The 14,630-nt window shown below is 49.1% G+C and carries 5 protein-coding genes and 1 pseudogene; 2 read left to right on the top strand and 4 right to left on the bottom strand.

Going from position 1 to position 14,630, the window contains the following annotated elements; genetic code table 11:
- From fucI to fucP, 3 genes and pseudogenes are all read right to left on the bottom strand, one after another.
- Nucleotides 1-611 (bottom strand): annotated as a pseudogene (gene fucI / locus MXE41_RS00005) (L-fucose isomerase); the annotation flags it as partial.
- Between the two features lie 342 nt (nt 612-953).
- Nucleotides 954-2,384: an FGGY family carbohydrate kinase gene (locus tag MXE41_RS00010; RefSeq protein ID WP_247098917.1), complete on the bottom strand. Its 1,431-nt coding sequence runs from the start codon at nt 2,382-2,384 to the stop codon at nt 954-956.
- A gap of 596 nt (nt 2,385-2,980) precedes the next feature.
- Nucleotides 2,981-4,312 carry an L-fucose:H+ symporter permease gene (gene fucP, locus MXE41_RS00015; RefSeq protein WP_246979055.1) on the bottom strand — a complete coding sequence of 444 codons (1,332 nt, stop codon included), beginning with the start codon at nt 4,310-4,312 and terminating at the stop codon, nt 2,981-2,983.
- A gap of 3,056 nt (nt 4,313-7,368) precedes the next feature.
- Here fucP and MXE41_RS00020 point away from each other — a divergent pair.
- A complete protein-coding gene (locus MXE41_RS00020; RefSeq protein WP_247098918.1) occupies nt 7,369-8,337 on the top strand; it encodes an AraC family transcriptional regulator in 969 nt (322 codons plus the stop codon).
- A 1,139-nt stretch (nt 8,338-9,476) separates the two neighbouring features.
- Here MXE41_RS00020 and MXE41_RS13165 read toward each other — a convergent pair.
- Complete coding sequence (locus MXE41_RS13165; RefSeq protein WP_246978936.1) at nt 9,477-10,304, bottom strand: M15 family metallopeptidase; 828 nt, start codon at nt 10,302-10,304, stop codon at nt 9,477-9,479.
- Nucleotides 10,305-11,670: 1,366 nt separating this feature from the next.
- Between MXE41_RS13165 and MXE41_RS00030 the strand changes: the two genes are divergently transcribed.
- A complete protein-coding gene (locus MXE41_RS00030; protein ID WP_247098919.1) occupies nt 11,671-14,325 on the top strand; it encodes a hypothetical protein in 2,655 nt (884 codons plus the stop codon).
- Nucleotides 14,326-14,630: the final 305 nt, after the last annotated feature.

Raw genomic sequence — 14,630 nt, forward strand, 5'->3', positions numbered from 1 at the left:
TCGATGAAGTTGGAGTCGATGATGGAGCCGGCAATACCCATGCAGATAGAACCAATCTGCAGGTAGCTCTTGCCGCGCATCTGAGCGGCAGCAATGGCGGCGCGGCCAAAGCGCAGAATCTTTTCCTGTACATCCTCAGGAATGGAGGTGTCATCAGCGTCCTGAACTTCGTGACCGTAGATACCAAAAGCAGGCAGACCCTTCTGGGCGTGACCGGCCAGAACAGCGGCAAGGTAAACAGCACCTGGACGCTCAGTACCGTTAAAGCCCCAGACACCCTTGATGGTGTGCTTATCCATGTCCATGGTCTCGGAGCCGTAGCACCAGCATGGGGTAACAGTCAGGGTTACATCAACACCCTCACGGCGGAACTTCTCGGCGCAGGCAGCAGCCTCAGGAACACGGCCGATAGTGGTATCAGCGATAATCACCTCAACTGGAGTACCGTCAGCATACTTGAGGTTGGAACGCAGCAGGTCGGCAGCGCTCTTTGCCATGTTCATGGTCTGCTCTTCGAGAGACTCACGAACCTTCAGTGGGCCACGACGGCCATCGATAGTAGGACGAATACCAATCTTAGGATGTGACATGATGATTACCTTACATTGCATACTGCATCAGGGCAGTGTTTGAATACATTCCCGGGCAGTGACAGGCTGTGCTGTAAATGCCTGATATCAGGTCGGGCAGCCGGTATCATTGCTCTGTTGTGACAGCTCAGTGCTCTGCGCCCCAGGGCGCATTGCATCTTCAGAAGCAGTGCTCCTGCGTATTGCATCTTCAGAACCTGTGGTCCCGTTGCTTTACATCTTCAGAACCTGTGGTCCTGGCGCTTTGCGCTGTGCTGTCAGTACCGCAGCGGCTGCTGATACAGCCCTGGCCGTTGCGGTAGCAGTGCAGACCTGTGGTCTTTACTGCTATTGCTGTCTGTTATGGCAGCTCAAGGCCTCAAATCAGGCCTGTGGGTGATAAATCTTGAACTCGGAGGACTCAAGAATGACACGGCGGCCTTCCTCAAGATCCTTAAATTCGCCAAGTCCCAGCTTCTGAGCCAGGAGGTTGCCATAAGCTGTGGCTTCCATTGGACCTGCAACTACCTCAAGGCCGGTTACAGTTGCTACCAGCTGGCACAGGAATGAAGACTGGGTGCCGCCGCCAATCATGTGCAGGCGGGTGAACTTTCTGCCCATGATGGACTCAATGTCCTGCAGGGTTGAGTGGTACTTGTGAGCCAGGGAGAGGTAAATCACTCTGAAGTAGTCAAATGGGTGCTCAAAGCCGCTGCCCAGCAGTGAGTTAATGGCTTCAATTACGTCAAATTCGTTCTGGGCAAAGACAGGGGCATCAACATCAACCCAGCTGTCAACCTTGCTTGAGCTTACCCATGCGGTGATTTCATCAAATGGAATCTTGCGGTTTTCACGTTCTTCAAGCTGGGTCTTTAACATTTCAAGAATGTACAGACCTGTGATGTTCTTGAAGAACATATTTGAGCCGCCAAAGCCGGTTTCATTGGTCAGGTTGCGCTCAAAAGCAGCTTCACTGATAACAGGCTCGTCGGTAAGGCCGCCAATCAGGGACCAGGTGCCGCAGGAGAGGAAAGCGGTATTGCGATCGGTATAGGCTTCAGTAAGCAGTACGGCGCTGGCGGTGTCATGGGAGGCACAGGCTATAACCTTGATGTCTCTGTTGAGCTCACGCAGCTCAGGGATCAGGCTGTTTTTGATGGAGCCTACGGTTTCAGTAGGGTAGATGACAGGAGCAAAAATGCTCTCGTCGATATTCCAGGCATTGAGAATGGCTGGTGAGAAATTGCGGCTGCGCAGATCAAGAATCTGTGAGGTTGAAGCAATGGTCAGCTCGGCGCGCTTTTCACCTGTGAGCATGTAGTTGAGCAGATCTGGCAGGAAAAGCAGTTTGTCGATCTTCTGCCAGGTACCGGCAGCATCCTTGCCCTCATCTGCATCTTTCTTTAAGACCAGCAGCTGGAACAGGGAGTTTATGGACATGATCTGATTGCCGGTGGCCATGAAGATGTCCTTGAGGCTCATGCTCTGCTGGGCAAAATCATAGCCTTCATTATGGCGGGCATCACGGTAGGAAACAGGGTTTGCCAGCAGGCTGCCGTCCTTGCCGGTAAGACCGAAGTCAACACCCCAAGTGTTTACGGCAATGGAGGAGATTTCGTGGGCGTGAGCATTAATGGTCTCTACCACCTTGTTAACAATCTTGTCCCATTCCCAGCGGCTGCGGCCATCTTCCATAACGCGCTGATGAGACATACGCATCACCTCTTTAGTGGTGAAACGTCCGTCTTCAACAGCTCCAAGAATGGCACGGATTGAGGTTGCGCCGAAATCAAATGCTAAAGAATACTGAGCCATAATTCCAATCCTCCGGGGCTGCTGCAGTGCTGTAACAGCTTCTTGCTGCAGCATGATGCCTGGATTTAAAAGAAGTCTGTGTACCTGATCAGGGCGTTATTTTTGTGCTTACAGCTGCATTTTTTCAGATCTGAAGCTGCATCCCTGCCGGTATGAAACGGGTAACCATTGCCAGCACCTCTTCACATGGAGCCTGACTGAGCCTGCAGGGCTCAAACATGCCCCTGCAGAGCTGGTCTGCAGGAACATGGGCTTGTGTGTGTGTTTGAGTGTGTTGGAGGGTGACTTTCCTTAAGCTTTAGATGTTTAAGGCCTGTGGATGGCATCCACCTGTGCGCAGCTGGGCAGGCTGTAAGGCTTGCTCATACTGCCGGCTGGTCACTTTGCCTGGTACTCTGCAACCTCTTGAGGCTGTCATGTGGGACTGCCCGGATAAGCAGCTGCAGAGCTGGTGTTGGTTAATCGTAAAGAGTTCTGCGCACTCTCAGGAAAAAACCGCATTTGTTCCGGCTTTTTCCTGAGAGGCCTCGATTTTTATACCATCAAGGCCCCGCAGATGACCAGGACTTATTCCCGGCCTGTGATCTGTGTCTTAATTAGCTCTTTTTGGAGTTAAACAGGGCGTAAACGAAGATTACAGCCATGCAGACAAAGGCGGTGAAGTAAGAGGAGCGTACTGCTGCTTCCTCACCGGAGAAACCTGGAACCATGAAAGCCAGAGTTGAGTTGTCGATGAATGAACCCATGATTGGGGTGATGACAGCGCCACCGATGATGGCCATGATTAAGCCGGCTGCGCCTAACTTTACGTCATCACCAAGACCGCGCAGAGCGATACCGTAGATGGTTGGGAACATTAAGGACATGCAGGCTGAGATTAACATCAGGCAGATAATTGAGACGCCGGATGGAAGATATATAGTACCAAGGGTTACAGCCATACCAGCGGCGGCTACAGCAGCCATGAGGCGTGGAGCGTGGATGTACTTCATAAGCCAGGTGCATACCCAGCGGGCGCCTACGAACATGAATACAGCGTAGATGTAGAAGTCAACGGCTTCGTGCTCAACCATGTCGGTCAGGGCCATGATGTACTTGATCATCCAGGTCCAGACGGCAATCTGCATACCTACGTAGAAGAACTGGCTGATTACGCCGAATACGTAACGCTTGTTGGACATCAGGTTGGACAGTGAGCCCATGAAGTTGATGTCATTGCCGCTATCCTTGAGATCAGACTTCTGACGGAAGAAGAAGGCCCAGATAACGAGAGCAATGGCAATCAGACCAACGTATGGAACACATACCCAGAACAGCTCGCCTACGCGTATGGAGCTTAACTCTGATGCGCTCATCTCAAGACGCTCTTCATAAGTAGCAGGGTTGAGGTGGGCAAGAATTACAAACTTGGCAAGGAACAGGCCCATGATGGAGCCTACTGGATTGAAAGCCTGAGCGAAGTTAATGCGGCGGATGGCAGTCTCTTCAGAGCCAAGGGCAATGACATATGGGTTACAGGTAGTTTCCAGTACGGACAGACCGCCAGCCAGAATAAAGATGGATACGAGGAAGATGTCGTAAACCTGGAAAATGGCGGCTGGAATATAGCCCAGGGCACCGATAATGTAGAAGCCCAGACCAATTAACACACCGTGACGGAAAGAGTACTTCTTAATAATGAGTGCTGCAGGGATGGCCAGACAGGCATAGGCACCATAGAAGGCAATCTGAACAAGCGAGGAGTCAACAGCTGACATCATGAAGATTTTGCCAAAGGCAGGTACCAGGTTGTCAGTGATGTTGTTGAGCAGGCCCCACAGGACGAAGCAGGAGACCAGCATGAAGAAGATGACTTTCTTATCGGCTGGTACTACATCATCATTAGGCTTACTTGCCGGATTAAGATCCATTTTAGCGGCGCTTTCCATATCAAAACCTCTTGTGACAATTCCACTTTCTTAAGAGTTGCTGCAGGTGCTGTGACCTCTCTTAAGGCTTTACCCTTATATAAGTCATGGGCTGTGCCTATGACTTGAGGGCGGGCAGTTCGGAGGGCTCATCTGAGCGGTCCGGCAAAGTAACTGCCATATGACCAGGAAACCTTGCAGGGCGGCATTTCTTTTCTGTTATCAATGCAGCGTGGCTGCCTGCCTTTTACCTGCTGTCCGATATCTTGTATAAGACGTCTGAGCTTTATCTGCACCGGGGCTTTGTAAATCTTCGGTAAATTTATTAAATGCTCCAAGGCAGATGATAAAGTTCAAACTACTTTGAATCTTGCTTTTTGTCTGAACGATAAAGCTTAAAAATATCGGCTTCGTTCGGAGTGCTTCCATGTGAGGTCATGGTCATTATGGATTTTTCAAACCCGTGCAACTTGCACTTTTTTCATGGATATTGGTAATTTATTTAAATAATTTCACTTTTTTCTACCAATATGGCCTTTAAACCATAACTGCTTTATCCAGGGCAGAAAAAGCGTTTTCAGAACTTCCTGAGAATAGCTGACAGGGTCTGATAATCATTTACTACCAGAAATAAAAATAAAGGACCAAAAGAAAGTGCTTTATGACAAAGTGCGTGTTAATCGTATTTAGAGCTTCGATCTTTGTCCAACGTTAGCTTTGGCTTACTGAAGTTTGTCTGAACTTTTGCATGATCTGCGTCACATAAATGAGGATAGAAGAGATTCAAAAAAAGACTTTCATTTATTCCCAATACAATGTTAAAAAATTACCAAATTGCCTGATGATAATTTGAATCAATATGTATTTAATCAATTTCCAAAATAAAGACTAAATTGAGTCACAGATCACAATTTATTCTGTAAATTTCACCATGTTAAGGCAGGGAATTTCACTCAACTGTATTTTGTACATTTGGGCATGTTTTGAACGTGAACTGACACTCAGACCTGAGTTGCCATGTAAGCACTCTCCAGACCTTGTTTGTGCAGGCTATTCATACAGTGTGCACGGGCCCGCCGCAATGGTAAAAGCTGTGCTGTTGTATAAACAGGAAAAATAAGCCTGTTTACAACGTCCATTTTATGGGGCTGAAAACGACAATGTGCGTGAACACAGCACAGAGTACAGGTGGGCATATAACTGACAGAACCTGCTGAACTGGTATTTAACGCAGGTCCTTTTTCGTTTTACATTTGTTGATTGACTTTACATTGATATCATCTTGTATACAGGTAAAGCCCCATGGGCGGGCATATCCGGCATATGGCTGTTTGACCGCAAAGCACATAATTAGCAAATTAAGAGCTGACCCAAGGCAGGTTAAATTTTGTGCAAATACCAGTAAGGTAGTGACCGCCACTGCACATACTCTTAATATGGCTGCCAGTGCCCACAAACCATCCCATACACCAGGTCACACAAGGTCCCGGTACTGCTCTGCCATACAGGTGCGCTGCCCGAGCAGAAAGTCCCGCCAGCCCCGGCTGGCCGCCCCGGCATCATCCACAATAGACCTGCTCACATGCACCTGCCTCATAAGGCTTAAACCGTACTGACAGGGAGCATCTTCTTCCATCATGAGCCAGCATGACACGCAGGATCTCCGCTCTCCATGAGCCTGCCTGACACGCAGGATCTTCGCTCTCCATGAGCCTGCCTGACAGGCAGCAGCTTCGCTCTTCTTGAGCCGGCCGCACAGCCGTGAGCTCCGCCCATAACCGGACGGCTTACTCATGGGCTTAGCCAATAACATGACGACTGCCTCAGGGGCGGCGTATCCTGTTAGAGTCATGCATGAGGTTCTGCCAGTGTCTGGCTGGGGTCGGATCCATCGAGCACTGCCCTGGCGCTTGCATTAGGCTGCCATGACTTGTCCAGGCATTAATGAGTATGCTGTCAGTAATGAATTTCTACGCGTACTGGCAGCCACATTTATGTAAAGGATATGGCTTAAGAGCCTGAGGTGTTATTTGAACTCAGTAAGGCAATGCCGGCAGCATTCATATAATGGCAAATGACAATCTTTGACTGAATGTAGTCAGGGATCTCACTTTGGAGCTGTGCTCACTGGTCTGACACCGTAATCATTTGTTAGGATAAGCCGCAGACTGATTGACCTCAGAGCGCATGGTAGCCATGACACATGGTTCATTGTGCGTGGCAGCTGTCTCATATTGCATGGTGAACAGCACACGGCCATAGTGCATAGAGCCCGGTTCATTGTGAGCAGCACATAGCCATGGTGCATGGTGCCCGGTGTATTGAGAACTGCACTTGCTGTAAAGGCAGACTCGTGCTCCAATGAGGCTGGCCTGTCTGGTCATTATTAACTTGTACTTTTTCAGACGAAAGACGACGGCTGTGTATGATGCTGCGCTTTACTGATGAAGCTTATATGTCTGCAGACTTACTTGAGCGGGATCAGTCGGCCCTGTAATTTCATGATGCTATAAGCATCATGCAGGATGCATGGTATGCAGTCCATTTCTCACAGCAGCTTGCGGCAGGTGTTGGGCTGTGCCGGGCTTTGCATGGATGAGCATGGCAGGTGGCCGTTATTGAGCTGCTTTTGTTACTGTGAAAGTATGTTGTTGCCTCATAAAGTCATAACAACAGGCATCAGGCTTAACAGGGGCAGTCGAATTTGCCATAAGGTGGCCATAGTGTGGGGCACCTGAGCAGTGGCCATGGTGTTGACCACTGCTGAATCAATGGCATATGCCACTGAGGCTGTCACAATGTGTACCCAGGCAGCGGCCATGGTGTGCCCAGGCGGCCTCCATGGGGTGCCCAGGCGGCGGCTACGGACACAGTATGTGAAAGCAGGACAGTCTGGTTGTAATTTGGCGAGGCGGTTATTGAGTGTTCCGCCCTCAATGCATTGCAGGCTGCTCTGTGTTGCTTTCGGTGTGAGGTAAATTACAGACACACTCTGCAGGCATACACTGCCTGAGCAGATTAGCAACAGGGCTTAATTATCAGGAAGGTTGTGTGTTATTTGAGGAAAGGAGCTGAGGATGCAGGAGATATTTTTAAAAGAGCTCAAGGAACATGGTGACATCTCGTTCCCTTTTGCCTTTTATCATGTAAACAGTTCTCATCCGCGCTACGTGATGGAAACTCACTGGCATGATGAGTGTGAAATCTGCCGTGTCCTTGATGGCGAGCTGCATGTGACCATTGATGGCAAGAGCTACACCGGCCGTGGCAAAAACGGCAACGGTGATATTTTCATATTTAATCCGGGATCCGTACACTCAGCCGAGCCTGTCAACTGTGTCTATGAATGTATGGTATTTGATCTGAACTTCCTGCTGCGTGAGCGTTCGCTGTCCAATACCTTCCTTTATTCCATTCTTTACGATCAGCGCAAGTTCACTCCCTATATCCCATACAGCAATGATGATGCTGATGGTGAGGAGAGTATTTTCCAGTCGGTAAACAAGCTATTTGCTGTCATCAGGGAGCAGAAAAATGGCTATGAACTTAAGACCTTTGGTCTGATGTACTATCTGCTGGGCATTTTTGAGCACCGCAATCTCTTTTTCATGCCGGACAAGACTGGAGATGGCGTTTCCCGTGTGGTGAAAATGCGTCTTGCTCTTTCCTACATTCATCGCAATTACAAGAAGCACATCAGCCTTAAGGAGCTTTCTGATCTGCTGGAACTTACTCCTCCATCTGTGGTGCGCCTGTTCAGGGATATTATTAACCGCAAGCCTATGGAATACATCAATTCATACCGCATTCAGTGTGCCATGGAGCTGCTCAAGGATCCCAAGCAGAGCGTAACAGCGGTGGCTTTTGAGTGCGGATTTTCTGATGTTTCCTATTTCACCAAGGTATTTAAGAAGTTTGCCCGCCAGACTCCGCGCGATTTCATACGCGGTATTCCTGTTGATTACAGCGACCTTGCTGAGAGCCGTGCTGCCCGCACAGGCGATACAGCTGATGATGACTTTGGAGATGCTGTCACTGTTCGCTGATCTCAAATCCCTGGCTCAGCATCTTACGTCAACCTTGTGCATGACGCACCCGCATCCGCACACAGTTCGGCCTTCTCTTATACACGCCCGTTGAGCAGCCGCCCACGCATGTCGTTCTGCCATGTGCATGCATGCCCGGCCGGCTGCTCACTCGTACTGCTCAGCTGCGTGTATGCATGCCCGGCCTGCAGCTCACTCGTACTGCTCAGCTGCGTGTATGCATGCCCGGCCTGCAGCCCACGCATGCCGTTCTGCCATGTGCATGCATGCCCGGCCGGCTGCTCACTCGTACTGCTCAGCTATGTGCATGCATGCATGCATGTCAAGCTGCCCCACTCATACTTCCCATCCTTCTCTTACTCATAACCTCTGAGCAGCTTCCTTCGTATGCGGCCAAAGAATATGATGCCTGATATTTGCTTTACAAAACCTGGGTAATTACCGGTAAGGTAGCAGTCATCACTTACTGTCTCGCCTGAGTTAATTCTCAGCAGGGCATTCATAACTCAGTGCCCTGTCGCTGGCTGGGATGTAGCCTCATGTCTCCTCCATCAGATTTGAAGCGTCAGCAAATCCTGGCCTTTGAGGTCATGGTATTAATTTCTGTGCCATATCCTCATTAACCTGCCTTTACACTGCCCTTCCGTGCCCGCCTTCACTTTAGCTGGCTTTTACTGTTAATATGCATTGCCTTTACGTACTTGATTAGGAGGCATATGACAGGCAGCTTATACATTACATATTCTGAAACCTGTTATGGTGATGCTGGCTTTGAAGTTGCTATGCTTTACATAATATTATGAATAGAATAATGTTGGTTGCATTTCTGTGTATTTTGTAAAGTGCTTATTGTGAATTGTGAAAGGTGTGAGGGAAACAGGAAGTCTGGTAAAGACAGTCACTGGACTGGTACACAGTGCATGGTGATCGAGTACAGGTGTCGCCTCTGTATGGGGATTAGGATGGCGATGTGGGCAGGACTGGGGGTGTACTGGGCAGGGATGTGTAAATTGCAGGGAGGTGTACAGTGCAGGTCAGGGGCTGCTACAGCTGTAGCGGCAATATGAGATTGCGGCAGAATTTTGATGGCAGCTGTAGCAGTTGTCTGTTATGAGGGACGGAAGTCAGGGGCAGTGGCTTTACTTGAGTTTATACTCAAAGTGCTGATAGTCCTTGGCAGATCTCCAGTTGCCGCCCCAGACAAAGCCCTCTTCTGTAAAGAGCTTGTATGCCAGGTCGTGCTGGTCGATTTTATAAGGAATGTCAGTGCGGTCCTTACGGTCAAAAGCCCATTGCTGTGCCGTCTCAGGGGCAATAATCCATGAGTCTTCTTTTATCTTTTTGACATAAGGATTGTAAAGAGGGTTGATATCAATAGCCAGGCCCATACCATGCTTTGAAACTTTGTTTGGGGAATGGGTCATGAAGCGGAAGTTAAATGATGAGCTGTTGTTAGCCTGCATGGACAGCTCGTCATTGCCTCCAAAATCATCTATCAGCACCATGCGTTCAATGCGGTAGCCAGCCACATAAAGCTTTTTAAAGATGCGCAGCACCTTGTCTGCAATAGCTGCATTTACCACCATCTCTCCGCGCTGTGTTTGTCCCATGGCATTGCGGTGGATCATCTTGAGATAGCGCAGCTCACTGCGCTCAAGAGTGCAGTTTTCCTTCCATGACCTGGTCCACATGCGCACAAAGGTCTCATCTGAGACAGGCTCAGCGCGAAACCATGCATCAAGGCCAAGAAGCTCAATATCAGCATCACTGACAATGGTCTGAGCTTTCCATGGGGAAGTGGCCGGATCCATCAGAGGAGCTGCATACTGGGCTCCATTGCTCACAGCTGCGGGTGCAGCTGCAGCCTCAGCAGGCTGGCTCCACAGGGCAGCTACGCCTGCAGGCAGGGCAACCAGCGACATGCTGGCGGCATAAATAAAACCGGACAGTAAAAGTTTTGCTCTCACTTTTCTCTCATCTCCACGAAAATCTCACAGCAACATCAATATTACCTGCAACCTTGCAGGATCAGTCATTCTCTAATTGTATCAGCATATCAATTGCTGAACCTTAAATAACTCAATCTGCATGCCAATACAGACTGTCATCACATGGCAACAGCCCTTGCCATCGCTATGGCGCATGCCCTGTATGGTACTGGACCTGCCAGGAGGGTTCTGGACTTGCCCGGTCTGGCAAGTCAAGGCCAGTCAGGAACATGTTGTGTTTGACTGTTCCTTGCCAGCCTGTATTGGCCTCGTTGTCATGTTCACCGGCACGGGCTTAATGAAGTCGCGTGGTCATGACTCTTTTGTCATCGCATTATTCAAGGGGCCTGAGACTGCAGCTGCGGCATTTGCACTGAGGCTGTAGCTCAGGCAGTCATCCTGGGCCGTGGCTGCGGCATTTGCTCTGAGAATGAGGTTGTTGGCAGTCATCCTGGGGCGTCGTGGCTGCAGGCAGTAGCCCTGAGACTGCGGCTGCAGGCAGTAGCCCTGAGACTGCGGCTGCAGGCAGTAGCCCTGAGACTGCGGCTGCAGGCAGTAGCCCTGAGACTGCGGCTGCACGCTGTCGCCTTGTGATTGAGGGGGTGTGGCAGCAAGAGCAACATCTGGTGCAGCTATCTGGTAAAGCGGCAAGCGCCTGTTATGGCAATGTATCTTTACAGGATAAGGGGGAGGACTGGTTGAGGCATGTTGCAAAGACATGCAATGCAGGTGCAGGTCAGCCTTGGTGGCAGTCAATGGACTGGCACTTGTCGGAATATTATCGAGGGCAAAGAGGCAGTGCGGCAAATTAAAGTACCTCAGGTGGCGATTGCATGGGCCTTGTCTTGAGATAGGCATGGGCTGCAAAAATGAAATTTAACCTGTATTAATGCCCATGATACATGCATAATGACATGTTAATACTATCGCAGAAAATGACACTTCATCAGGTATGCCATTGGTTGGCTCTGCCTTACCATGTCTGTTTGTCTGTAAAGATGCATGGTGGCGCTGGTCCTGTGGCCCCTGTCATGATGATCTGCTATTGACTGCCCTGTACGCTGCTGCTGGTATGCATTGCCTGTACTGGGCTGCTCGATGCACGGCCTGAGTGGATAAGCTGCATGCAGTGCATGCATTGCACACAGATCAGGCCTGTCTGGATACCCCATGGATCCATGGGCGTGAACTGATTGCGATGGCCGATTGTTAATTGTAAACGTATGTCCTTAACAGACTTTCAGCAATGATCTGGTACTGTTTTCATCTGTTCTGGTCTGTTTTTATCTGATTTTTTAAGGGGTCTATTATGAGTGTCTGTCCTGGAAGTTATCCAGATGCCGGTATGCCGAAAGATGCGCTGTTCAAAAATGGCAGTGATGAAGTTCATATTCTGTATGAGCATGGTGACAGACGTACTCCTGTCTGTGTGGGCCATAAAAGTGCTAAGGGTCTGATAAGGCCTGAGCTTGCACTGCGCACACTGAGCCCATCGGTGTGGGTGAAATATTATGGCGATTATGGCGCATATTCCCGTGAGCAGGCTACTGGACCTCTGCTTTATACAGTCCGTCATGAGTTATTTGCCGATCTTTATGCTGATCTCTGTAAAAGTCTGGGGCAGGAGCAGGCTCACTGTCTTATGGATATATCACTGCGCCTGTTCGGCGATTACTTCGGTGCATCGGGCATTAATATCTTTGATGATGTCGATGCTCAGTCGCCAGCCATGTTGCTTTCGGTCATGAGACATGACAGCAGCTGGTATTTCAGGAACATGGCAGATTTTTCCATTGAGCAATTTAATGATCTGTCAGGTGCATGGTCCAGGCGTCTTTATGACTATGCCTGCTCTTTCTGCAGACAGGACATGGAGCTGGGCAAAATTGGCTGGCTTGATGTAAGTTCACCTGATAATGTCTGGTTGACGGTAAGAGCTGTACCTAATCAGGAAAGGCCAACCAGCTTTGAAGAGGAAATAATGTGCGATGAGTCTGACCTTGAGACTTACACAGTATCAGTTCAGGCTGTACATGCAGGAAGTGGTCTTGTTATCTGCTCGATGACCGATCAGGAGCAGCCAGCAAGGAGCACGATTATTGAGCGCATGGTGGAGACCCTGAAGGAACAGTCAATAACCGTACACGGAGCTGTCTGTATTAATGGTATGGCAGCCGATCTGGTGGATCATCTCATCAGTATTGACATCCCATGTATGGGCATTATGGAGAAGTACAAGGCATCATTTAATAACTTTATTGACTACATCTCCGATCTGGAGATGGCGCAGCCGGCTACTATATTTGACTATGATCATGAATGCGCTTTTGAAAAGCTCACAGGATACAGGGCTTCAAAGTACAGGGGGGCGTGCGGTGGCGCACTTGAATACCACGGTATGATTGACATGGATGTGTCAAACATCGAGCGCTCCATGAGTATGATCAAGAACAGGACCAATGTTACTGCAACTATCTACACTGAAAATCTGTCCCGTGATCCTTATGGCAAAAGGGAGTCACCTTATGATAACAATCTGACAGGTGATGAGTTCCCAATGCCTGTCCACGTAACCTGTGATCATGAGGTTATTGTCAGCTTTAAGGGCATGGAAAAGAGTTTTCTTAAGGAGGGTGCACAGGTAGCACGTAAGGTGCGTTTCCTTGATAACTCAATCTCCACCTTCATGGCCGGTCTTCATGGCAATATCACCTGCAAAAATCCCGAGTTTATCAACTCATTTGCAGGCCTGTCGCGCAGCGTGGTCAGCGCATCCCTGGCAGCAGCATGGATTTTCAATATCTTCTTTACCAGGGATTTTTCAACCAGAACCATAGCATGGAACTACGGAAGAATGGCTAATCTTATGGGCGTTCGCTGTGGACTTGATTGTGACTATGGCGACGGCTCATATGGACAATTAAAATACCGCCGCTTGTCATTGGATAAGACCCTTCCATGGTATCTGAGGATAACTGATCAGGACGGAGCAGCAATGGCTGACAGGTGCCTTATGATCAGTGCCTGCTTTGAGCCTGTGGTATCCCGTGTTCCACTCAAAGGATTATGCAATTTTGACGCACTGACTCCGGCATGGGTAGAGCTTGTCAGCATGAAAGCTGATGACCCTCAGGTGGACGACAGGGTGAGGTCATTTGTCGAGGATTTCATTGCTCTGATTTCCGGCTGCGAGGCCACAAAGCCATATGCAGGTGAAATTATTGATGAGATTCGAATCGCCTTTGCCACTTTTATGGAGCACAGGATATTTAACAGTGAGCCTGAACAGACTAAGGATATCTTTGCCCGCAAAACAGGTCAGGGTGTAGTCACAGACCCTGAAGACGTGGGAGAAATGGGCGGTCTTGATCTTATGTTCAGATCGCTTTTGGTAAAGGATGATACCAGGCAGGAGTTTATTGATGTCATTCCTGCAGGATTTAAAGCTGCAAGGACTGAGCTGTTCAGGCGTCCTGTTTTTAAAGACATGAACTTTAAGATGTCCGTGGACCCTGTTGATGAAAATATATCTGACAGAGTCGAGGTCTCGGATTTTGGAAAGGGTTTACTCAATTTGCTTAATGAGGCGTTCAAAGGTCCGGAATATTTCAAGAACATGTTTGGTGATGTCGACCCTGAGGCTTTAAAAGCCGCCAAATCAAAACAAAAGCAAATGTCAGAAATGATATCCAGATGGGGTGACGAAAAGAGCTTGCATGAGATTGAGATTCCAGCTCAGGCCTATGCAGATCCTGTATCAGGTCTGGTGTATTCAGGACAGCCTGTCACCATTACCATAGCCCCAAAGCGCGTGCCTAAGAGCAAGCGCAAAAAGCAGCAGGGACAGAAAAATGAGGCTCGTACCCAGACCCGCATGAGTGGCATTGTCATTGGCAAGGTCACAACTCAGGGCAGAATGATGCCTAATCTCGAAATGAAAAAGGCCATGCCTGAGGTATGGGATGAAATGGTTAAAAATGCTGACTCAAGCAAGGCCTGATGCGTCCTGAAATCAGTTGCAACTGCTGACAGTTTTGACCTGAGACGGCTGTCTTTATGGCCTTCATGTCTGAAGTGACCATCATATCGGACCTGCGTAATGGATGCTCGCTGTTACACAGTCAACGTGACTGAGGTTGCCGGTACCTGCAGACAGCCGTATTTGAGTATACTTACATCCCTCTTATGGACTGGCTGATACCACTGCCAGCAGCAGGGCTGATGACAGTAATGGTCGTGGCATTGTCAGTTATGGGGCCAGGCATCTGTGCTGCAGCCATTATGGCTGTCATGAAGCATGCAGCC

The organism is Anaerobiospirillum sp. NML120449, assembly GCF_023051105.1.
GTDB lineage: Bacteria > Pseudomonadota > Gammaproteobacteria > Enterobacterales > Succinivibrionaceae > Anaerobiospirillum.

Coding starts and splice junctions, on each gene's coding strand:
- MXE41_RS00020 (WP_247098918.1), top strand. CDS start 7,369: ATGCAGGAGATATTTTTAAAAGAGCTCAAGGAACATGGTGACATCTCG.
- MXE41_RS00010 (WP_247098917.1), bottom strand. CDS start 2,384: ATGGCTCAGTATTCTTTAGCATTTGATTTCGGCGCAACCTCAATCCGT.
- MXE41_RS00030 (WP_247098919.1), top strand. CDS start 11,671: ATGCCGAAAGATGCGCTGTTCAAAAATGGCAGTGATGAAGTTCATATT.
- fucP (WP_246979055.1), bottom strand. CDS start 4,312: ATGGAAAGCGCCGCTAAAATGGATCTTAATCCGGCAAGTAAGCCTAAT.